Origin of the sequence: Serratia sp. SCBI (genome assembly GCF_000747565.1) — a bacterium.
Classification (GTDB): Bacteria; Pseudomonadota; Gammaproteobacteria; order Enterobacterales; family Enterobacteriaceae; genus Serratia; species Serratia ureilytica.
In genome coordinates, this window is sequence record NZ_CP003424.1 from 3,805,698 (window position 1) to 3,824,958 (window position 19,261).

At 61.5% G+C, this 19,261-nt stretch carries 22 protein-coding genes, 1 pseudogene and 1 riboswitch; of the genes and pseudogenes, 17 read left to right on the forward strand and 6 right to left on the reverse strand.

The window, feature by feature from the left end; genetic code table 11:
- Positions 1–6: 6 nt before the first annotated feature.
- Genes mdtD through baeR form a run of 3 tightly spaced genes read left to right on the forward strand, consistent with a single transcriptional unit; the run spans position 7 to position 3,532 of the window.
- The gene (gene mdtD, locus SERRSCBI_RS17840; RefSeq protein ID WP_042785191.1) at positions 7–1,437 is read left to right on the forward strand and encodes a multidrug transporter subunit MdtD; all 1,431 of its coding nucleotides are present in this window, start codon (positions 7–9) and stop codon (positions 1,435–1,437) included.
- Positions 1,434–2,816 (forward strand): two-component system sensor histidine kinase BaeS, encoded by a 1,383-nt coding sequence (baeS, locus tag SERRSCBI_RS17845; RefSeq protein ID WP_033644061.1) that lies wholly within the window; start codon positions 1,434–1,436, stop codon positions 2,814–2,816. Before mdtD ends, baeS begins: the two co-directional genes overlap by 4 nt.
- Complete coding sequence (gene baeR / locus SERRSCBI_RS17850; RefSeq protein ID WP_033644062.1) at positions 2,816–3,532, forward strand: two-component system response regulator BaeR; 717 nt, start codon at positions 2,816–2,818, stop codon at positions 3,530–3,532. The genes baeS and baeR overlap by 1 nt, the downstream gene beginning before the upstream one ends.
- On the opposite strand, the gene SERRSCBI_RS17855 is transcribed toward baeR, so the two are convergent.
- Positions 3,529–3,711, reverse strand: coding sequence for a hypothetical protein (locus tag SERRSCBI_RS17855; protein ID WP_033644063.1), 183 nt, complete (start codon positions 3,709–3,711; stop codon positions 3,529–3,531). The genes baeR and SERRSCBI_RS17855 overlap by 4 nt on opposite strands.
- 285 nt (positions 3,712–3,996) lie before the next feature.
- Here SERRSCBI_RS17855 and SERRSCBI_RS17860 point away from each other — a divergent pair, with 285 nt between their 5' ends.
- Together SERRSCBI_RS17860 and yegQ are read left to right on the forward strand one after the other, a co-directional pair.
- Positions 3,997–4,335, forward strand: a complete 339-nt coding sequence (locus SERRSCBI_RS17860; protein WP_033644064.1) for a YegP family protein — start codon at positions 3,997–3,999, stop codon at positions 4,333–4,335.
- 178 nt (positions 4,336–4,513) lie between these two features.
- The gene (gene yegQ, locus SERRSCBI_RS17865; protein ID WP_042785192.1) at positions 4,514–5,866 is read left to right on the forward strand and encodes a tRNA 5-hydroxyuridine modification protein YegQ; all 1,353 of its coding nucleotides are present in this window, start codon (positions 4,514–4,516) and stop codon (positions 5,864–5,866) included.
- A 216-nt stretch (positions 5,867–6,082) separates the two neighbouring features.
- Here the strand turns inward: yegQ and SERRSCBI_RS24820 are convergent, their stop codons facing one another.
- The gene (locus tag SERRSCBI_RS24820; RefSeq protein WP_127897175.1) at positions 6,083–6,304 is read right to left on the reverse strand and encodes a hypothetical protein; all 222 of its coding nucleotides are present in this window, start codon (positions 6,302–6,304) and stop codon (positions 6,083–6,085) included.
- Between the two features lie 29 nt (positions 6,305–6,333).
- Here SERRSCBI_RS24820 and yegS point away from each other — a divergent pair, with 29 nt between their 5' ends.
- The 10 genes from yegS to gutQ all read left to right on the forward strand — a co-directional run bounded on the left by yegS (position 6,334) and on the right by gutQ (position 14,622).
- Entirely contained in the window at positions 6,334–7,239 is a 906-nt protein-coding gene (gene yegS / locus SERRSCBI_RS17870; protein WP_033644066.1) for a lipid kinase YegS, read from the forward strand.
- 261 nt (positions 7,240–7,500) lie between these two features.
- Positions 7,501–8,550, forward strand: coding sequence for a class I fructose-bisphosphate aldolase (gene fbaB / locus SERRSCBI_RS17875; protein ID WP_042785193.1), 1,050 nt, complete (start codon positions 7,501–7,503; stop codon positions 8,548–8,550).
- Positions 8,551–8,887: 337 nt separating this feature from the next.
- Positions 8,888–9,415: a hypothetical protein gene (locus tag SERRSCBI_RS17880; protein ID WP_042785194.1), complete on the forward strand. Its 528-nt coding sequence runs from the start codon at positions 8,888–8,890 to the stop codon at positions 9,413–9,415.
- Positions 9,416–9,675: 260 nt separating this feature from the next.
- Positions 9,676–10,224: a PTS glucitol/sorbitol transporter subunit IIC gene (locus SERRSCBI_RS17885; RefSeq protein WP_004941528.1), complete on the forward strand. Its 549-nt coding sequence runs from the start codon at positions 9,676–9,678 to the stop codon at positions 10,222–10,224.
- 15 nt (positions 10,225–10,239) lie between these two features.
- The gene (locus SERRSCBI_RS17890; RefSeq protein ID WP_042785195.1) at positions 10,240–11,223 is read left to right on the forward strand and encodes a PTS glucitol/sorbitol transporter subunit IIB; all 984 of its coding nucleotides are present in this window, start codon (positions 10,240–10,242) and stop codon (positions 11,221–11,223) included.
- A 22-nt stretch (positions 11,224–11,245) separates the two neighbouring features.
- The gene (gene srlB, locus SERRSCBI_RS17895) at positions 11,246–11,608 is read left to right on the forward strand and encodes a PTS glucitol/sorbitol transporter subunit IIA (protein ID WP_004941520.1); all 363 of its coding nucleotides are present in this window, start codon (positions 11,246–11,248) and stop codon (positions 11,606–11,608) included.
- A gap of 10 nt (positions 11,609–11,618) precedes the next feature.
- Positions 11,619–12,398 carry a sorbitol-6-phosphate dehydrogenase gene (srlD, locus tag SERRSCBI_RS17900; RefSeq protein WP_033644069.1) on the forward strand — a complete coding sequence of 260 codons (780 nt, stop codon included), beginning with the start codon at positions 11,619–11,621 and terminating at the stop codon, positions 12,396–12,398.
- Between the two features lie 46 nt (positions 12,399–12,444).
- Positions 12,445–12,801: a transcriptional regulator GutM gene (gene gutM / locus SERRSCBI_RS17905; protein WP_004941515.1), complete on the forward strand. Its 357-nt coding sequence runs from the start codon at positions 12,445–12,447 to the stop codon at positions 12,799–12,801.
- Positions 12,802–12,884: 83 nt separating this feature from the next.
- Positions 12,885–13,658: a DNA-binding transcriptional repressor gene (locus SERRSCBI_RS17910; protein WP_033644070.1), complete on the forward strand. Its 774-nt coding sequence runs from the start codon at positions 12,885–12,887 to the stop codon at positions 13,656–13,658.
- Positions 13,651–14,622, forward strand: a complete 972-nt coding sequence (gene gutQ, locus SERRSCBI_RS17915) for an arabinose-5-phosphate isomerase GutQ (protein ID WP_042785197.1) — start codon at positions 13,651–13,653, stop codon at positions 14,620–14,622. The genes SERRSCBI_RS17910 and gutQ overlap by 8 nt, the downstream gene beginning before the upstream one ends.
- Positions 14,623–14,661: 39 nt before the next feature.
- On the opposite strand, the pseudogene SERRSCBI_RS17920 reads toward gutQ, so the two are convergent.
- The 3 genes and pseudogenes from SERRSCBI_RS17920 to thiM form a co-directional block, all read right to left on the reverse strand.
- Positions 14,662–15,121 (reverse strand): annotated as a pseudogene (locus SERRSCBI_RS17920) (inhibitor of vertebrate lysozyme family protein).
- Positions 15,122–15,204: 83 nt separating this feature from the next.
- Positions 15,205–16,005, reverse strand: a complete 801-nt coding sequence (thiD, locus tag SERRSCBI_RS17925; protein WP_025303881.1) for a bifunctional hydroxymethylpyrimidine kinase/phosphomethylpyrimidine kinase — start codon at positions 16,003–16,005, stop codon at positions 15,205–15,207.
- Complete coding sequence (gene thiM / locus SERRSCBI_RS17930; protein ID WP_042785198.1) at positions 16,005–16,796, reverse strand: hydroxyethylthiazole kinase; 792 nt, start codon at positions 16,794–16,796, stop codon at positions 16,005–16,007. The genes thiD and thiM overlap by 1 nt, the downstream gene beginning before the upstream one ends.
- Before the next feature lie 35 nt (positions 16,797–16,831).
- Positions 16,832–16,928: riboswitch (TPP riboswitch) on the reverse strand.
- A 142-nt stretch (positions 16,929–17,070) separates the two neighbouring features.
- On the opposite strand from thiM, the gene SERRSCBI_RS17935 reads away from it, so the two are divergent.
- Positions 17,071–17,496 (forward strand): GNAT family N-acetyltransferase, encoded by a 426-nt coding sequence (locus SERRSCBI_RS17935; protein ID WP_033644074.1) that lies wholly within the window; start codon positions 17,071–17,073, stop codon positions 17,494–17,496.
- Here SERRSCBI_RS17935 and SERRSCBI_RS17940 read toward each other — a convergent pair.
- On the reverse strand, positions 17,493–18,716 hold the full coding sequence (locus SERRSCBI_RS17940) for an MFS transporter (protein ID WP_042785199.1): 1,224 nt from the start codon (positions 18,714–18,716) through the stop codon (positions 17,493–17,495). The genes SERRSCBI_RS17935 and SERRSCBI_RS17940 overlap by 4 nt on opposite strands.
- 95 nt (positions 18,717–18,811) lie before the next feature.
- Between SERRSCBI_RS17940 and SERRSCBI_RS17945 the strand changes: the two genes are divergently transcribed.
- The gene (locus tag SERRSCBI_RS17945) at positions 18,812–19,261 is read left to right on the forward strand and encodes a helix-turn-helix domain-containing protein (RefSeq protein ID WP_042785200.1); all 450 of its coding nucleotides are present in this window, start codon (positions 18,812–18,814) and stop codon (positions 19,259–19,261) included.

The window sequence follows — 19,261 nt, forward strand, 5'->3', positions numbered from 1 at the left end:
CGACCGATGCTGATGAAACACACCGCCACGGTACGTTGGCAACTCTGGATAGTGGCGTTCGGCTTCTTTATGCAGACGCTGGATACCACTATCGTCAATACCGCCCTGCCCTCGATGGCCGCCAGCCTGGGGGAGAACCCGCTGCGCATGCAGTCGGTGATCGTCGCCTATGTGCTGACGGTGGCGGTGACGCTGCCGGCCAGCGGCTGGCTGGCGGACAAGGTCGGCGTACAGCGGGTGTTTTTCAGCGCCATTGTGCTGTTTACCCTCGGCTCCTTCCTCTGCGCCCGCTCGGCAACCCTGAACGAGCTGATCGCCTCGCGCGTGCTTCAGGGCATCGGCGGCGCGATGATGGTGCCGGTCGGCCGACTGACGGTGATGAAGATCGTGCCGCGCGAGCAGTACATGGCGGCGATGACCTTCGTGACGCTGCCGGGCCAGATCGGCCCGCTGATGGGGCCGGCGCTGGGCGGACTTCTGGTGCAATACGCCAGCTGGCACTGGATTTTCCTGATCAATATTCCGGTGGGCATCGTGGGTGCCATCGCCACGCTGCTGCTGATGCCCAACTACCAAATGCAGACCCGCCGTTTCGATCTCAGCGGCTTTTTCCTGCTGGCGATCGGCATGGCGTCGCTGACGCTGGCGCTCGACGGCCACAAAGGCATGGGCCTGACCGGCGGCGCCATCGCCGGCCTGGTGGCGCTGGGCGCGGCGGCGTTGTTGGGGTATGTTTGGCATGCCTACGGCAATAGCCGCGCCCTGTTCTCGCTGCGGCTGCTGCGCACCCCGACCTACAAGATCGGGCTGCTGGCCAGTCTGCTGGGGCGCATCGGCAGCGGCATGCTGCCGTTCATGACACCGCTGTTTCTGCAGGTGGGCATGGGCTTCACGCCGTTCCACGCCGGGCTGATGATGATCCCGATGATCATCGGCAGCATGGGCATGAAGCGCATCGTGGTGCAGGTGGTCAACCGCTTCGGCTACCGCAACGTGCTGGTGGCCGCCACGCTGCTGCTGGCGCTGGTCAGCCTGAGTTTCCTGCTGGCGGCGATGCTCGGCTGGCTGTGGCTGCTGCCGGTGATACTGTTCTTCCAGGGGATGGTCAACGCATTGCGCTTCTCGGCGATGAATACCCTGACGCTGAAAGACCTGCCGGACCGGCTGGCCAGCAGCGGCAACAGCCTGTTGTCGATGGTCATGCAGCTGTCGATGAGCCTCGGCGTCAGCGTCGCCGGCATCTTGATCGGCAGCTTCGCCCATCACCAGGCGGTGGCCGACAGCCCGGCCATCCACAGCGCATTTATTTACAGCTACTGCTGTATGGCGTTGATTATCGCCCTGCCCGCGCTGGCCTTCGCGCGCGTGCCGGCGGATAGCGCGCCTAACCGCACGCTGGCCAAAGAGCCGGGCACCGGCTCAACGAGGTTGCAATGAAGATAGGCATTACCGGGAAGCTGTTCCTGGCCATTTTCGCCACCTGCATGCTGGTGTTGATCACCATGCACTGGGGGGTGCGCGTCAGCTTTGAGCGCGGTTTTATCGACTACATCAAGAGCAGTAACGAGCAGCGCATCAACATGCTGAGCGAAGCGCTGGAGGAGCAGTACAGCCATCATGGCAACTGGATATTCCTGCGCAACAACGATCAGGTGGTCTACCAAATCATGCGTTCGTTCGAGCAGAACAGCGACAGCAGCCACAACCTGCCGCCCAAAGGCTGGCGCACCCAGTTTTGGGTGGTGGACAGCCAGTTCAATCGGCTGGTCGGGCATTCCGGCCCGTTGCCGAAAGAGGGGCCGCGCCACCCGATCCGCTACAACAACGAGATCGTCGGTTGGGTGCTCACTACCCCGGTCGAACGCCTGACGCGCAATACCGACATCAACTTCGATCGCCAGCAGCGCCGCACCAGCTGGATCATCGTCGCGCTCTCCACCCTGCTGGCGGCGGCGGTGACCTGGCTACTGTCGCGCGGCATGCTGGCCCCGGTTAAACGCCTGGTGGCGGGCACCCATCGATTGGCGGCGGGCGACTTCACCGCCCGCGTGGCGGTCAGCAGCCAGGATGAGCTGGGCAGGCTGGCGCACGACTTTAACCAGTTGGCCACCTCGCTGGAGAAAAATGAACAGATGCGCCGCGCCTTTATGGCCGACGTGTCGCACGAACTGCGCACGCCGCTGGCGGTGCTGCGCGGCGAGCTGGAGGCGCTGCAGGACGGCGTACGCCAGCCGACGCCCGCGTCGCTCAGCTCGCTGCAGGCCGAGGTGTCCACCCTGACCAAACTGGTCGACGACCTGCACCAGCTTTCGCTCTCCGATCTCGGCGCGCTGGCCTATCGCAAATCGTCGGTGGACTGCGTGCATCTGCTGCAGATCGCCGTCGCCGCCTTCCGCGAGCGCTTTCGCGCCAAAGGGCTGGAGATCGTCACCCATCTGCCGCCCCAGGCGCCGCTGTTCGGCGATCCCGATCGCCTGAATCAGCTGTTCAATAACCTGTTGGAAAACAGCCTGCGCTACACCGATGCCGGCGGCCGGCTGGAAATCAGCGCCGAGCTGCAGCCGGGGCGGCTGTCCCTCTGCTGGCAGGACAGCGCGCCGGGCATCAGCGATCAGCAACTGACGCGCATTTTCGAACGTTTCTACCGGGCGGAAGGCTCGCGCAACCGCGCCAGCGGCGGTTCCGGATTGGGGCTGGCGATCTGCCACAACATCGTGGAAGCGCACGACGGGAAAATCCGCGCCGAGCATTCGCCTTTAGGCGGCGTGCGCATTACAGTAGAATTTGCTACCCCGATAAAAAATAAGGCGCCCTGATGGACATTCAGAATCAACCCGTGCAGATCATGATTGTTGAAGATGAGCCCAAGCTGGGCCAGCTGCTGGTGGATTATCTGCAGGCGGCGGGCTACGCCACCCGTTGGCTGACCAACGGCAATGAGGTGGTGCCGACCGTGCACCAGCATCCGCCGGCGCTGATCTTGCTCGATCTGATGCTGCCGGGCGCCGATGGGCTGACGGTGTGCCGCGAGCTGCGCCGCTTCAGCGACGTACCGATCGTGATGGTGACGGCGAAAATCGAAGAGATTGACCGCCTGTTGGGGCTGGAGATCGGCGCCGACGATTACATCTGCAAACCCTACAGCCCACGCGAGGTGGTGGCGCGGGTGAAAACCATCCTGCGCCGCAGCTATCGGCCGCAGGAGAATGCGCGGGAAGATGACCTGCTGCACATCGATGAACCGCGTTTCCAGGCCAGCTATCAGGGGCAGTTGCTGGATCTGACGCCGGCGGAGTTCCGCCTGCTGAAGACGTTGGCCAGCCAGCCGGGCAACGTATTTTCGCGCGAGCAGCTGCTGAATAACCTGTATGACGACTATCGGGTGGTCACCGACCGCACCATCGACAGCCACATCAAAAACCTGCGCCGCAAGCTGGAGCTGATCGACGGGCAAAAATCCTTTATCCGCTCGGTATACGGCGTCGGTTACCGCTGGGAAGCCGAACCCTGCCGGCTGGTGAATGGGGTTTAGGGGAGAGAATCGACTGCGTTCCACCAAGGCGCGCGGTCAGCCACACCCTGTTGTCGCTCATCCGACAGCAGGAAGTCGTGTGGTAGGGCTGTGTTAGCGATCATTCTCAACAGAGGCTCCCAACCTTTATCGCTGCCCTCGCTTTTATCATTTCCTACTGACCGTTCGATTTTTTCCATCCTTGGCGCTCCTGTGCAAAATTTGCCCTATTTTATCTCTGCGAGGTGAACCCGCCAAGATGAAATCGCGAGTGTTCCACGGCTTAGACGTCCCAAATACTGCACTGCGCAATCACCGCCCCTCCCTTAGCTTCCCGTGCGGCGCCGGGCTTCTCGGGCGAAAACTCCGCGCCGGCGCAAAAAAATTGCGCATTTTTTCGACTAAGCTGCTGTGAGGTTTAGCCACCGATTTTCAAGCGATTGGCTACACTTACATCACGAATCGGAACCTACAGGAGAAGAACCATGGCAATCGGTCATTACGAGCTGAAAAAAGCAAAGAACGGACAGTACCACTTCAACCTGAAAGCCAGTAACGGCGAGATCATTCTGGCCAGCGAGATGTACGCCAGCAAAGCGTCGGCGGAGAACGGCATCGCCTCGGTGCAGACCAATTCGCCGCATGAAGCACAGTTTGAACTGAAGCACAGCACCAGCAACCAGCCCTACTTTGTGCTGAAGGCCAAGAACCATCAGGTGATCGGCGTCAGCGAAATGTACAGCTCCGAAAGCGCAGCCAAAAACGGTATCCAGTCGGTGATTAAAAACGGCCCGACCACCGATATTCGCGATTTGAGCGCCTGATCCCCCGTTTCGCCCGCGCGGTGGCCGCCATCGCGCGTTTTCCGTTTGACCGGGATCAATCTCCCTTGAATAAATCCGGTTAACTGCTGATTTTTTGCCGCGCCGCGGCTACAATCCCCCGCTTTTACTGCGCCATCAGGTGGCGTGGTGCTGACCTGAAATCAGACCGAGACACACTATGTTTACACCGGAACTTCTCTCCCCGGCCGGAACGCTGAAAAACATGCGTTACGCCTTCGCCTACGGCGCCGATGCGGTTTACGCCGGCCAGCCGCGCTACAGCCTGCGGGTGCGCAACAACGAGTTCAACCACGAGAATCTGGCGCAGGGCATCAACGAAGCGCACGCGCTGGGCAAAAAATTCTACGTGGTGGTCAACATCGCCCCGCACAACGCCAAGCTGAAAACCTTCCTGCGCGATCTGAAACCGGTAGTCGATATGGGCCCGGATGCGCTGATCATGTCCGATCCTGGCCTGATCATGATGGTGCGCGAAGCCTTCCCGCAGATGGACATCCACCTGTCGGTGCAGGCCAACGCCGTTAACTGGGCGACGGTGAAGTTCTGGAAACAAATGGGCCTGACCCGCGTGATCCTGTCGCGCGAACTGTCGCTGGAAGAGATCGCCGAGATCCGCGCCGAAGTGCCGGACATGGAGCTGGAGATCTTCGTCCACGGCGCGCTGTGCATGGCCTACTCCGGCCGCTGCCTGCTGTCCGGCTACATCAACAAGCGCGATCCCAACCAGGGCACCTGCACCAACGCCTGCCGTTGGCAGTACAAGGCGGAAGAAGGCAAAGAGGACGACACCGGCAATATCGTGCACCTGCACGAGCCGATCCCGGTGCAGACCGTCGAGCCGACGCTGGGCATCGGCGCGCCGACCGACAAGGTATTCATGCTGTCTGAGGCGCAAAAACCAGGCGAATATATGAGCGCCTTCGAGGACGAACACGGCACCTACATCATGAACTCCAAGGATCTGCGCGCCATCCAGCACGTAGAGCGTCTGACGCAGCTCGGCGTGCATTCGTTGAAGATCGAAGGGCGCACCAAGTCCTTTTACTACTGCGCGCGCACCGCCCAGGTCTACCGCCGCGCCATCGACGACGCCGTTGCCGGCAAACCGTTCGATCCGACCCTGCTCACCACGCTGGAAGGCCTGGCGCACCGCGGCTATACCGAAGGCTTCCTGCGCCGCCACGTGCACGAAGCGCAGCAGAACTACGACTACGGCTCTTCGCTCTCCGAGCGCCAGCAGTTCGTCGGCGAATTCACCGGCTTGCGCCGCGAAGGCTGGGCAGAAGTCGACGTGAAGAATAAATTCTCACTCGGCGACAGCGTCGAGATGATGACGCCGGGCGGCAACGTGCTGTTCACCCTCGAAAGCATGCAAAATAAGAAAGGCGAGCCGATTGAGGTCGCGCCGGGCAACGGACATATCGTTTATTTGCCGATTCCGCAGGATATCGATCTCAATTATGCTTTGCTGATCCGCAATTTGGCGGAAGAAAATAGCGCCGGAGCCTAACAATGAATCGCCGTCATTCGGCGGCGATTTTTAGCAAATATTAGAATTGGATCACATCAATGTGCCCGCAGCTTGGTTACTATCACGCTGCTTAAAACGAACAACGAAAATATTTGCATAGCAATACTAGGAACCACCTCCTTAGCCGGCCCAATCTCCCTTGGGCTGGCTTTTTCTTTATGGGCCCGCCATTGCCGCCGGCGCGCCTATTTCTCATTACGTTTTCCCGTTATCCATTTTAATAAAAATAATAACGCCACATCGATATATAAATAACGCTATAGCGATTAATCCTGCCGCCATTAAAATTGCGCTTATTGTCAGGTTAAATTCAGATAAATTCGCATCGTCCTCATATTCACGGCGCAATGGGAAATAACCGGAATTAGCTGAATATTCTGATGGCTTGGCGGCCTGGGCTGGTTTATCTTGAGGCATTATTGGTTTTCCGCCGGAGGAGCTCGGCAATGCCTCAACACTCACATGCACCAGCACTGCTTATCATCAACGGCAAGGGCGCCGGCAACGAAGAGCTGCGCCAGGCCGTCAACCGGCTGCGCGAAGAGCAGATAACGCTGCACGTGCGCGTCACCTGGGAGCACGGCGACGCCGCGCGCTACGTCGCGGAAGCCGCTCGGCTCGGCGTCGGCACCGTCGTCGCCGGCGGCGGTGACGGCACCATCAACGAAGTGGCCGCCGCGCTGGCGCAACTGCCGGCGCAAGGTCGGCCGGCGCTGGGCATTTTGCCGCTCGGCACCGCCAACGACTTCGCCATGGCCTGCAACATTCCCCTCTCGCCCGAGCAGGCGCTGCAGCTGGCGATCAAAGGCCGCTCGGTGCCTATCGATTTGGCCAAGGTCAACGGCGAGCGCTACTTCATCAACATGGCCACCGGCGGCTTCGGCACCCGTATCACCACTGAAACGCCGGAGAAGCTGAAGGCGGCGTTGGGCGGCGTGTCCTACTTCGTTCACGGCTTATTGCGCATGGATACGCTGCAGGCCGACCGCTGTGAAATCCGCGGGCCGGACTTCCGCTGGGCCGGCGAAGCGCTGGTGATCGGCATCGGCAACGGCAAACAGGCCGGCGGCGGCCAGGAACTGTGCCCCAACGCGCTGATTAACGACGGGCAGTTGCAGCTGCGCCTGCTGATCGCCGATGAACTGCTGCCGGCGCTGGTGGCCGCCCTGTTCAACGACGAAGAGAGCAACAGCATCCTCAGCGCCGCGCTGCCGTGGCTGGAGATCGACGCGCCGCATGAGATGACCTTTAACCTCGACGGCGAGCCGCTCAAAGGCCGCCATTTCCGCATCGAAGTGGTGCCGCAGGCCATCGAATGCCGCCTGCCGCCGAACTGCGCCCTGCTGGGCTAATCCGGCTCTGCGCCCGCTCGCCGCTCGGAACGCCAAGGCAGGCGAGATCGAACAATCAAGCACTTAACGCGCCGGGGGCGATCGTCCCCGCGTATTTGGCCTCGCCAATGGCATTTCCTCTCAATCGCATCTATTGTTTGTCCTTGCCGGATCAAGTTCGGTAGCATCGCTTTACAGCTTCAATCACCGCTTTTTTACTACGCCGGTGGTCAAAAACCCTTGCATTGCCGGTGTATGAAGAAGCTTAATCGGGAGTGAATCATGACTGATATTGTGCAGTTGCTAGGAAAGGAAGCGGAAGATCTGCTGCAACACCGCTGTACCACTATCCCCGCCGAGAATCTCTACCTGCCGGGCGCCGACTTCGTCGAGCGCGTAATGATCGATAACAACCGCCCCAACAGCGTGCTGCGTTCGATGCAAACCCTGTTCAACCACGGCCGCCTGGGCGGCACCGGTTACCTGTCGATCCTGCCGGTCGATCAGGGCATCGAGCACTCCGCCGCCGCCTCGTTCGCCGCCAACCCGCTGTATTTCGATCCGAAGAACATCGTCGAGCTGGCGATTGAAGCCGGCTGTAACTGCGTCGCCTCCACCTACGGCGTTCTGGCGTCGGTATCGCGCCGCTACGCGCATAAAATTCCGTTCCTGGTCAAACTCAACCACAACGAAACGCTGAGCTACCCGACCCAGTACGACCAGACCCTGTACGCCAGCGTCGAGCAGGCGTTCAACATGGGCGCGGTGGCGGTCGGCGCCACCATTTACTTCGGCTCCGAGCAGTCGCGCCGCCAGATCGAAGAGATCTCGATCGCCTTCGAGCGCGCGCATGAGCTGGGCATGGTCACGGTGCTGTGGGCCTATCTGCGCAACCCGGCGTTCAACAAGGACGGCGTGGACTACCACTCCAGCGCCGATCTGACCGGCCAGGCCAACCACATCGCCGCCACCATCGGCGCCGACATCGTCAAACAGAAAATGGCCGAAAACAACGGCGGTTACCGCGCGGTGAAATTCGGCTATACCGACGATCGCGTCTACTCCAAGCTGACCACCGATCACCCGATCGATCTGGTGCGCTACCAGCTGGCCAACTGCTACATGGGCCGCGCCGGGCTGATCAACTCCGGCGGCGCCGCCGGTGAGAACGATCTGCAGGAATCGGTGCGCACCGCAGTGATCAACAAACGCGCCGGCGGCATGGGCCTGATCCTGGGGCGTAAAGCGTTTAAGAAATCGATGAAAGACGGCGTGGCGCTGATCAACGCCGTACAAGACGCCTACCTGGACAAGAAGGTCACCATCGCCTGATGTGACAGACCGCCTGTCCCAAAGCCCGGTTCGCCGGGCTTTTTTGTGCATCGAGGGAGGTCTTGACAAGGAAATAATGCAACCGAATGTATTTTATGAGCAAAAATAAGAATTATTTTTTATTTACTATCCCTGGGCTTTTTTTATTCCAAATATGCGAAAGAGAACGACATAAATCATTAAAGATTGAAAGTTAACCTTATCAAATGTCAAATTCCCCACCTTTTCCGAAAACACAAAAAGTTAGCGTATTAATAATTATTATAGTCTGTTGTTATTTATGGACTTTTGACTAAATTTTACGCTAATTAATCCACGTTTTTATGGTGGTGCCATAATGAAAGTCAATATTGTAATCATCTCTCTGCTCATCCTTTCGCTATCGTCTTGCGCGCTATTTAAATCTCCGGCCTCTAAGCATGAGTTGAAACCTGGAGAAACGTATTGGTTTGACTATGACTCAACAAGAAGCAGCGCCATTTATATTCCCGCAGACTCAAATATCAAGTACTGCGTGGCTCCACCGCCTGATGTCGCGCAGTCCGTTATCGCCGCGCTGAAAGCTGAAATGAGCACGGAACAAATTCAAAAAGTCAGTGGCGATGCAGGGTTCAGCACCGCCGTAGTCGATCTGGCTCGGCGCACCACCACGGTAAATTTTATCCGCGATACGTTGTATCGCGTCTGCGAAGCCAGACTACAAGGCCCTCTCACCGCCACGGAAAAAGAAATTTTCCTGGCCGCGATAGCCGCCGCCAAAGATATGGCAATCGCTGAAAAAGACAAACAAAAGCAAGAGCTGGCCCAAACGGCCGAAAGAAACGGTGCTTCCGTGCAGACAATACACAAGATTCTCGAGCAGTAACAGAAACAAGCCAACAACGGCGATTACCGTATGTCCCCCTACTCAAAGCCCGGTTCGCCGGGCTTTTTTGTGCCCGTTATCCCGCCTCTCGCGCCGTTCACCTTCTCTTTCTTTCACTTTAAACTTTCAAAATAAAATATTTATCTTTCAAATTGTGATCTATTTAAAACAAATAGCCCAACAAAGTGACTACTGTAAGGCCCATGGCGACAGAGCCGCCGTTCGCTCCAGGCCATATCAGTCCATTACAGGAGAACATAATGATTGAGCTAATCACCCACGGCGCCGAGTGGTTTATCGGCCTGTTTCAGAAAGGCGGTGAAGTGTTTGTCGGCATGGTGACCGGCATTTTGCCTTTATTGATCAGCCTGCTGGTTATCATGAACGCGCTGATCAAATTTGTTGGCCAGGAACGTATCGAACGATTGGCACAGCGCTGCGCGGGCAACCCCGTTTCGCGTTATCTGCTGCTGCCGCTGATCGGCACCTTTGTCTTCTGCAACCCGATGACCCTCAGCCTGGGGCGTTTCATGCCGGAGAAATACAAGCCGAGCTACTACGCGGCGGCTTCCTACAGCTGCCACTCGATGAACGGCCTGTTTCCGCACATCAACCCCGGCGAACTGTTCGTTTACCTCGGCATCGCCAGCGGCCTGACCACCCTCGGCCTGCCGCTCGGCCCGTTGGCGGTGAGCTATTTCCTGGTGGGGCTGTTCACCAACTTCTTCCGCGGCTGGGTCACCGATCTCACCACCAGTCTGTTCGAACGCAAGATGGGCATCCGTCTGGATCGCCAGGTGCAACTTTAATTCGTGGAGTGCAGCATGAGTGCTTATATCCGTATTGAAAAAGGCGCCAGCGGCTGGGGCGGCCCCCTGGAACTGCCGATAGAACCCGGCAAAAAAGTGGTGTACATCACCGCCGGCACCCGGCCTTCCATCGTCGATCGCCTCAGCGAATTGACCGGTTGGCCCGCCGTCGACGGTTTCAAAGAGGGCGAGCCGCCGGCGGAAGAGATCGGCGTGGCAGTGATCGACTGCGGCGGCACCCTGCGCTGCGGCCTGTACCCGAAACGCCGCATTCCGACGGTCAACATCCACGCTACCGGCCAGTCCGGCCCACTGGCGCAGTTTATCCTCGAAGACATCTATGTCTCCGGCGTGCGCGACCACAACATCAGCCGAATCGACGCGACGGAGAACCCACCCGCCGCCGCCGCCGTTGCAGCGCCGCCCAAGGCGCGCGACTACGACACCAGCAAGAAGATCACCGAACAAAGCGACGGGCTGCTGGCGAAGGTCGGCATGGGCATGGGATCGGTGGTGGCGGTGTTCTTCCAGGCCGGGCGCGACACTATCGACACCGTGCTGAAGACCATTCTGCCGTTTATGGCATTCGTCTCGGCCTTGATCGGCATCATCATGGCCTCCGGCCTCGGGGACTTTATCGCTCACGGCCTGACGCCGCTGGCCAACAGCCCGATCGGCCTGGTGACGTTGGCGCTGATCTGCTCATTCCCGCTGCTGTCGCCGTTCCTCGGCCCCGGCGCGGTCATCGCCCAGGTGATCGGCGTGCTGGTCGGGGTGCAGATCGGCCTCGGCCATATCCCGCCGCAGCTGGCGCTGCCCGCGCTGTTCGCCATCAACGCGCAGGCCGCCTGCGATTTCATTCCGGTCGGCCTGTCGCTGGCGGAAGCCAAACAGGACACCGTACGGGTCGGCGTGCCTTCAGTGCTGGTTGGGCGCTTTCTGACCGGCGCGCCAACGGTCCTGATCGCCTGGGCCGCCTCGGCCTTTATTTATCAATAGCATGATTTCCAGGGAGACGTTTATGCACACCATTTTTCATACCACCATCACGCAGATCGGCGGCTGCGCCCGCGACGCGTTGCTGGACAACATGCTGATCACTTTCCGTGAAGGCGCGCCGGCGGATATCGAAGAGTTCTGCTTTATCCACCGCCACGGCGCGACCGCCGGTGAGCTGCAGGTCGGCGGCGTGATGGAACTGGCGCAGCAGCGCTACGCCATCACCGCCGTCGGCAGCGTCGCCACGCAGAATCTGCGCGAACTGGGCCACATCACCGTGCGCTTCGACGGAGAAGCCGAAGCCGAATTCCCCGGCTCGATCCACGTTTCCGGCCCGACGCCGACCGATATCCCGTTGGGCAGCACGCTGTCATTTATCGCATAAGGAGTAGACCATGTCTGAAGTAGCTGTAGTGATCGGCGGCGGCCAAACGTTAGGCGCCTTTTTGTCCCACGGGCTGGCGCAGGCCGGCTATCGGGTGGCAGTGGCCGATCTGAACGCCGACAACGCCAATCGGGTGGCGCGGCAGATCAACGAAGAGTACGGCGCTGGCAGCGCCTGCGGTTTTCAGGCCGACGCCACCGACGAGCAGAGCGTGATCGCGCTGGCGGCGGCGGTTGACCGGGAATTTGGCCAAACCAACCTGCTGGTCTACAGCGCCGGCATCGCCAAGGCGGCGCCGATCACCGATTTCCCGCTGGGTGACTTCGACCGCTCGCTGCAGGTGAACCTGGTGGGCTATTTCCTCTGCGCCCGCGAGTTCTCGCGCCTGATGATCCGCGACGGCATCGCCGGGCGCATCATTCAGATCAACTCCAAGTCCGGCAAAGTCGGCAGCAAGCACAACTCCGGCTATAGCGCCGCCAAGTTCGGCGGCGTGGGGCTGACGCAGTCGCTGGCGCTCGATCTGGCGGAATACGGCATTACCGTGCATTCACTGATGCTCGGCAACCTGCTGAAATCGCCGATGTTTCAATCGCTGCTGCCGCAGTACGCGCAAAAATTGGGCATCGCGCCGGACCAGGTGGAGCAATACTACATCGACAAAGTGCCGCTGAAGCGCGGCTGCGACTACCAGGACGTGCTGAACACCCTGCTGTTCTACGCCAGCGATAAGGCCTCTTACTGCACCGGCCAATCGATCAACATCACCGGCGGCCAGGTGATGTTCTGACGCCACCGACGCCCCCTTCCGCGGAAGGGGGCATAAGGAGAACCCCATGACACAAGCTTTGATCGCCTTCGCGCTACTGGCCTGGCTGCTGCAAATCGCCTTCGGCTGGTGGCAACTGCAACGTTTTAACCGCGCCTTCGACGGCTTATGCCGACTGGGCGCCGTCGGCGTCGGCCGCTCCGGCGGCCGTTTCCGCCCACGGGTGGTGCTGGCGCTGGCCTTCGACGCCGATCGGCGGGTGTGCGGCAGCCTGTTGCTGCGCGGCCTGACCGTTTTCGCCCGGCCCCGCCCGCTGCCTCATTTGCACGGTTTGCATCAGCGGGATTTGCGCCCGGATGTGATCTTCCCCGAGGATCGCGCATGCCAGTCTGCACTATCGTTAGCGATTGAACCCAAATCGTGATATTTTCACATTAAAAGGCATTACCTTTCATAGTGAATTATTCAGCGAGGGGAAATGCCCCACTCTTGTGAACGGGAATCGCGATGAAACCAAAGCAGCGGCAGGCCGCTATCCTTGAATATCTGCAGCAGCATGGCAAAACGGCAGTGGACGCCCTGGCCGAGCATTTCTCCACTACCGGCACCACCATCCGCAAAGATCTCACCCTGCTGGAAGAAGAAGGCGAGGTGATCCGCACCTACGGCGGCGTAGTACTCAGCCGCGACGACGGCGATCAGCCAATCGACCGTAAAACCCATATCAACACCGAGAAAAAACGCCGCATCGCCAGCGCCGCCGTGGCGCTGATCGCCGACGGCGACTCGCTGATCTTCGACGCCGGCAGCACGGTGCTGCAGATGGTGCCGCACCTGGCGCAGTTCAATAACATCACGGTGATGACCAACAGCCTGACCATCGTCAACGCGCTGGTGGAACTGGACAACGATCAGACCATCCTGATGCCCGGCGGCACCTACCGCAAAAAATCGGCCTCGTTCCACGGCAGCCTGGCCGAATCGGCGTTTCAGCAATTCAGCTTCGACAAGCTGTTTATCGGCGCGGACGGCGTCGATCTCAACGCCGGCGTCACCACCTTCAACGAAGTGCACAACGTCAGCAAAGCGATGTGCGAAGCCGCCGGCCGGATTATTTTGTTGGTGGACTCCTCGAAATTCGGCCGCAAGAGCCCGAACGTGGTGTGCGAACTCAGCGCCGTCGATACGCTGATCACCGACCGAGACATCAACCCCGATTACCTCGCCGCCCTGCAGGCGAAAGGCATCAATATCATTCTGGTAGGAGACCCCGATGAGTAACGCCAACGCCCTGCTCGCCTTCGCCCGCGAAACGCTGGAGATCGAGTTGACCGAAGCGCAGCGCCTGCTGGCGCGCCTGGATGACAATTTCGTCTGCGCCTGCGAGCTGCTGCTGAACTGCCGCGGCAAAGCGGTGATTTCCGGCATCGGCAAGTCCGGCCATATCGGCAAAAAAATCGCCGCGTCGCTGGCCAGCACCGGCACGCCGTCGTTCTTCGTTCATCCGGCGGAGGCGCTGCACGGCGATCTCGGCATGATCGGCGCCGAGGACGTGGTGGTGTTCATCTCCTATTCCGGCCGCGCCAAAGAGCTGGACCTGATCCTGCCGCTGCTGGCGGAGAACGGCATTCCGGTGATCGCCATCACCGGCGGCAAAGAGTCGCCGCTGGCGCAGGCCGCGGCCTGCGTACTGGATATCGGCGTCGAGCGCGAAGCCTGCCCGATGGGGCTGGCGCCCACCTCCAGCGCGGTCAACACCCTGATGATGGGCGACGCTCTGGCGATGGCGCTGATGCGCCAGCGCGGTTTCAATGCGGAAGACTTCGCCCGCTCGCACCCGGGCGGCAGCCTGGGGGCGCGCCTGTTGAACCGCGTGCATCACCTGATGCGCACCGGCGATCGCCTGCCGCGCGTGAGCGAAAGCGCCAACGTGATGGAAGCGATGCTGGAACTGAGCCGCACCGGGCTCGGGTTGGTGGCGGTATGCGACGCGCAGCAGCGGGTAGTGGGCGTGTTTACCGACGGCGACCTGCGCCGCTGGCTGGTGAAGGGCAACAGCCTGCAGGATCCGCTCAGCCCGGCAATCACCCGCCCCGGCTATCGGCTGCCGGAGCAGTGGCGCGCCGGCGAAGCGCTGGAAGCGCTGCACGAACAGCACATCAGCGCGGCCCCGGTGGTCGATATGGACGGCGTGCTGGTGGGGGCGCTCAACCTGCACGATCTGCATCAGGCCGGCATCGGCTGATCGACGCCGGGGGCGGCATCGTCAGCGCCCCCGGTCAGATCATTTCCAGTCGGGATTGTTCTCGAACTGCTGCTTAAGCAGCGCTTTCATGTCGTCATCCGGCTTGCCGAGCCACTGGTACTTGGCGTATTTCTTCGGATGATCGACGGCTTCCGGCCGATCTTCCACTTCCACCCGCACGCCCCAGGCCTGGGATTTGTCCGCGCTGAACGCCACGATCAAAAAGTTGTTGCCGCAGTCGTGCGGCTTGCACAGGTTGCCGACCAGATACTCTTTGCCCTTCCAGCTCAAGTTTTGCGCCGGCGTAGAGGTGCCGACGCCCTTGCGCGCCCAGCCCGGCATCCGCGCCTGGCCTTTGACCATGTTTTTGCCAGCTGGCCTGATACCCCGGCTGCTGAATCAAATCCGATGTGGTGACGATCTGCTGAGCGAAGCTGCCCGCGCTGAAGCTGAGCAATGCGCCGAAGAGGGCGCAACGCAGCGCCTGGTGTCCCGTCATAGTCCTTCTCCCTAGGTTAAATCAGGTTTCGCCCGTAAACCGGGCCTGAACTAGTCAGACCACGGTTGCGGCAAAAAGTTGACTCACCACCAGGCGTGAAAATGATGCACCGGCCCGATGCCGTGCCCCACTTCCAGCGTGTCCGCCTGTTGCAGCGCGTGTTGCAGGTAGTCCTTGGCGGCGGCCACCGTGGCCGCCCAGTCGGCATGGCGCGGGCGCAGCGCCGCCAGCGCGGCCGAGAGCGTGCAACCGGTGCCGTGGGTATGGCGGGTGGCGACGCGCGGCGCGGTAAAGCGCTGCTCGCCTTCGGCGGTAAACAGCCAGTCCGGGCTCTCGCTTTCGCTCAGGTGGCCGCCCTTCATCAGCACCGCCCGGCAGCCCATCGCCAACAGCGCCCGCCCCTGCTCGCGCATCTGCGCTTCATCTTCCGCCGGCGCGCACGCCAGCAGCGCCGCCGCTTCCGGCAGGTTCGGCGTAATGATCGACACCAGCGGCAACAGCTCGCGCCGGATAGACGCCACCGCCTCCGGCGCCAACAGCGGATCGCCGCTTTTCGCCAGCATCACGGTATCCAGCACCACGAATTCCGGCCGGTAATGGCGCAGCCGTTCGGCCACCGCCTGCACGATGTCGGCGTTGGCCAGCATGCCGATCTTGACGCTGTCGATGCGCACGTCGCTGAACACCGAGTCCAGCTGCGCGGCGACGAACGCCGGATCGATGTAATACACCGACTGCACGCCGCGGGTATTTTGCGCCACCAGCGCGGTGATCACCGAGGTGCCGTAGGCGCCAAGCGCCGAGAAGGCCTTCAAATCGGCCTGAATGCCGGCGCCGCCGCTGGGATCGGTGCCGGCGATGGTCAGCGCGTTAATGCGTTTCATCACAGATCCTCCCCACGCAGTTGATACAGGGCATCGAGGAACGCCGGCGTAAAGCTGCCCGGCCCGGCGGCCTGCCTGGCCGCCAGGCCGCCGCAGTGGGACATCACCCGGCAGGCGGTCGCCACGTTGTCCAGGCGATCGCCCGGCAGGGCGCAAAACGCTGCCACCACCGCCGACAGCGCGCAGCCGGTGCCCACCACCCGCGTCATCAGCGGGGAGCCGCCTTCGATCGCCCAATCGCGTTGGCCGTCGGTGACGTAATCCACCGCGCCGGTGACCGCCACCACCGCGCCGCTGCGCCGCGCCAGCTCACGCGCGGCGGGCAATGCCGCCAGCGAGTCGTCGCCGCTGTCCACGCCGCGGCCGCTGGCCAGCAACCCGCTGAGCGCCATGATTTCCGAGGCGTTGCCGCGTATCGCCGCCGGTTTCTCGTCCAGCAGCTGTTTGGCGAAGGCGGTGCGGTAGGAGAGCGCGCCGACCGCCACCGGATCCAGCGTCCAGGGCTTACCGGCCCGATTGGCGGCGGCCACCGCCGCCCGCATCGATTCGGCGCGCAGCGCGTTGAGGGTACCGACATTGATCAGCAGGCCGTCGGCCAGCGCGCTGAACTGCGCCGCCTCTTGCGGCTCCACCACCATCGCCGGGGAGGCACCGAGCGCCAATAGCACGTTGGCGGTCAGCGACTGCACCACTTCGTTGGTCAGGCAGTGGATCAGCGGAGGCCGCTGTTGGAATTGGGTCAGGCAGGCCGCGGCGCGGGCGCCGGGTAGTGCATCAGGTCGAGCGATCATATTCCTCCCAACCGGCGTTCAAGAAGGCGGCGCCGGTTGAGCGGCCGTGACTTCCCTACGCTGGCATTATCCAGATCAGGTAATACGGGTATTTCTCAGCCTTCACGCGGAAGGGCACCCCGAGTCATGAAAATCAATAGGTTGTGATCAACGTTGCGTTAATCCCTGCAGGGGATCATGCCAGCGGCGGCGCGGACAAACAAGCGATTAAATTGGCCCAGCGGGCATACGCCGCGCAATGCGCTATAGTGAGCACAAACCACCGGGAGATGCCATGCAGATAAGACCCTACCAAGAGACCGATCGCCCCTTCCTGCGCACGCTGTACCTGGCGTCGCGCAAGGCGGCGTTCGGCTGGCGCGATACCTCAAACTATCAGTTGGAAGATTTCGACGGCGCGACGCTGGGCGAAGCGATTTGGGTGGCGGAAGACGGCGGCGCGCTGCTGGGATTCGTCTCCGTCTACCGCGAAGATAACTTCATTCATAACCTGTATGTCGATCCCCATCAGCCGCCGCGCGGCGTCGGCAGTGCGCTGCTGCATGCGGCGCAAGCCACCTTCACCGCCACCGGTTCGCTGAAATGCCTGGTGAAAAATGAAAAAGCGCTGGCGTTCTACCGCAAGCACGGCTGGCGCATCATCTCCACCGGCAACGACGGCGAAGAAGATTATTACCTGATGCACTCACCGGCCCGCTAGCCCTTACCCGCCGCATCCGGCATCCCGCGCAGCGTCAGCCGCCAAAACAGCAATGCGCTCAGGCTGACGACCGCCCCCAGCCAGCAGACGCCGCTCCAGCCCGCCCAAGCGTACACATGGGTGCCGGCAAAGGCGCCCAGCCCGCTGCCGACGGCGTAAAACAGCATGTAGCAGGCCACCAGCCGGCTGTGCGACTGCGGGTGCGCGCTGAAAATCATGCTCTGGTTCAGCACGTGGATAGCCTGGCCCGCCAGATCCAGCAGCACGATGCCCGCCACCAGCCAAACCAGGCCGCTGCCGAGCAAACCGAGCGGCAGCCAGGCCAGCGTCAACAGCAGCAGACATGCGCCGCTGGCCGTCTGCCCCAGCCCGCGATCCGCCAGATGCCCGGCGCGCACCGCCGCCAGCGCGCCCACCGCGCCGACCAGGCCGAACGCTCCCACCGCGGCATGGGTGAAGTTGAACGGCGGCCGGCTCAGCGGCAACACCAGCGAACTCCAAAAGAGGCTGAAAGCGCCGAACATCAGCAGCGCCAGCATGCCGCGAATTTGCAGCGTGCGGTCATGCAGCAACAGGCTCAACATTGAACCCAGCAGCGCGGGATAACTCAGCGTGCTGGGAACAGTGCGTGGCGCTGGCAGCAGGCGCGACAGGATCGGCAGCAATACCAACGTCACTCCGGCGGAGAAGAAGTACACCGTGCGCCAGCCGCCGACGTCCGCCAGCGCGCCGGACAAGGTGCGCGCCAACAAAAGCCCCAGCACCACCCCGCCCTGCGCCGCGCCGACCACCCGCCCGCGCTCCTGCGGCGGCGCCAGGGCGGCGGCGAACGCGATCAGGCCCTGCGTCATGGCGGTGCCCAGTAGCCCCACCAGCATCATCCCCACCAGCAGCCAGGGCGCGCTGGGCGCCCAGCCCACCAACAGTAGCGCAGCGATCAGCCCCAGCTGTTGCCCCGCCAGCAATCGATGCCGGTTTAACCGATCCCCCAGCGGCACCACCAACAGCAACGCCAGCGCGCAGCCCAACTGAGTCACGGCGATCACCATGCCGACCGCCGCCAGGCTGATGGAAAAATCGCGGGCGATGGCGTCTAACAGCGGCTGCGCATAGTAAACGTTGGCCACGCTAAAGGCGCTGGCGGCGGCCAACAGCAGCACCAGGGCGGCCGGCAGGCACCCCAATGCCGCACAGGGAGGTTCCAGCAGTTTGTCGCTCATCGCACACCTTAATGTGGTTTCATTATTAAACCCAATGAACTTTAGGCGCAGAGGTTTTATAATGCAACCAGAATGTGCAGCAGGAGATAATCGTCGTGAAACGTAAGAGCCTGGAAGACGCGCCGTGCCCGGTGGCGCGCACGCTGGATGTGATTGGCGACTGGTGGTCGCTGCTGATCGTGCGCGACGCCTTCGACGGCGTCACCCGCTTCAGCGAATTTCAAAAAGGGCTGGGGATGGCGAAGAACATCCTTGCCACCCGGCTGCGCGCCCTGGTGACGCACGGCGTGCTGGAGATCGTGCCCGCCGCAGACGGCAGTGCCTATCAGGAGTATGTGCTGACCGAGAAAGGCCGCGCGCTATTTCCGGTGATCGTTGGCCTGCGCCAGTGGGGGGAAGATCATTTGTTCGCCGAAGGAGAGGCGCATTCAACGCTGGTGGAAAGCGACAGCGGCCGCCCCGTGCCGCGCCTGACGCCGATCGGCAACGCCGGGCAGACGCTCACCCCGCTTAACACCCGGGTGGTGAAGGTGGGGGAACGGTGA

Bases quoted from the DNA above. Each gene is read 5' to 3' on its own strand.
- mdtD (WP_042785191.1), top strand. From the start codon at position 7: ATGCTGATGAAACACACCGCCACGGTACGTTGGCAACTCTGGATAGTG.
- baeS (WP_033644061.1), top strand. From the start codon at position 1,434: ATGAAGATAGGCATTACCGGGAAGCTGTTCCTGGCCATTTTCGCCACC.
- baeR (WP_033644062.1), top strand. From the start codon at position 2,816: ATGGACATTCAGAATCAACCCGTGCAGATCATGATTGTTGAAGATGAG.
- SERRSCBI_RS17855 (WP_033644063.1), bottom strand. From the start codon at position 3,711: ATGGAAAAAATCGAACGGTCAGTAGGAAATGATAAAAGCGAGGGCAGC.
- SERRSCBI_RS17860 (WP_033644064.1), top strand. From the start codon at position 3,997: ATGGCAATCGGTCATTACGAGCTGAAAAAAGCAAAGAACGGACAGTAC.
- yegQ (WP_042785192.1), top strand. From the start codon at position 4,514: ATGTTTACACCGGAACTTCTCTCCCCGGCCGGAACGCTGAAAAACATG.
- SERRSCBI_RS24820 (WP_127897175.1), bottom strand. From the start codon at position 6,304: ATGCCTCAAGATAAACCAGCCCAGGCCGCCAAGCCATCAGAATATTCA.
- yegS (WP_033644066.1), top strand. From the start codon at position 6,334: ATGCCTCAACACTCACATGCACCAGCACTGCTTATCATCAACGGCAAG.
- fbaB (WP_042785193.1), top strand. From the start codon at position 7,501: ATGACTGATATTGTGCAGTTGCTAGGAAAGGAAGCGGAAGATCTGCTG.
- SERRSCBI_RS17880 (WP_042785194.1), top strand. From the start codon at position 8,888: ATGAAAGTCAATATTGTAATCATCTCTCTGCTCATCCTTTCGCTATCG.
- SERRSCBI_RS17885 (WP_004941528.1), top strand. From the start codon at position 9,676: ATGATTGAGCTAATCACCCACGGCGCCGAGTGGTTTATCGGCCTGTTT.
- SERRSCBI_RS17890 (WP_042785195.1), top strand. From the start codon at position 10,240: ATGAGTGCTTATATCCGTATTGAAAAAGGCGCCAGCGGCTGGGGCGGC.
- srlB (WP_004941520.1), top strand. From the start codon at position 11,246: ATGCACACCATTTTTCATACCACCATCACGCAGATCGGCGGCTGCGCC.
- srlD (WP_033644069.1), top strand. From the start codon at position 11,619: ATGTCTGAAGTAGCTGTAGTGATCGGCGGCGGCCAAACGTTAGGCGCC.
- gutM (WP_004941515.1), top strand. From the start codon at position 12,445: ATGACACAAGCTTTGATCGCCTTCGCGCTACTGGCCTGGCTGCTGCAA.
- SERRSCBI_RS17910 (WP_033644070.1), top strand. From the start codon at position 12,885: ATGAAACCAAAGCAGCGGCAGGCCGCTATCCTTGAATATCTGCAGCAG.
- gutQ (WP_042785197.1), top strand. From the start codon at position 13,651: ATGAGTAACGCCAACGCCCTGCTCGCCTTCGCCCGCGAAACGCTGGAG.
- thiD (WP_025303881.1), bottom strand. From the start codon at position 16,005: ATGAAACGCATTAACGCGCTGACCATCGCCGGCACCGATCCCAGCGGC.
- thiM (WP_042785198.1), bottom strand. From the start codon at position 16,796: ATGATCGCTCGACCTGATGCACTACCCGGCGCCCGCGCCGCGGCCTGC.
- SERRSCBI_RS17935 (WP_033644074.1), top strand. From the start codon at position 17,071: ATGCAGATAAGACCCTACCAAGAGACCGATCGCCCCTTCCTGCGCACG.
- SERRSCBI_RS17940 (WP_042785199.1), bottom strand. From the start codon at position 18,716: ATGAGCGACAAACTGCTGGAACCTCCCTGTGCGGCATTGGGGTGCCTG.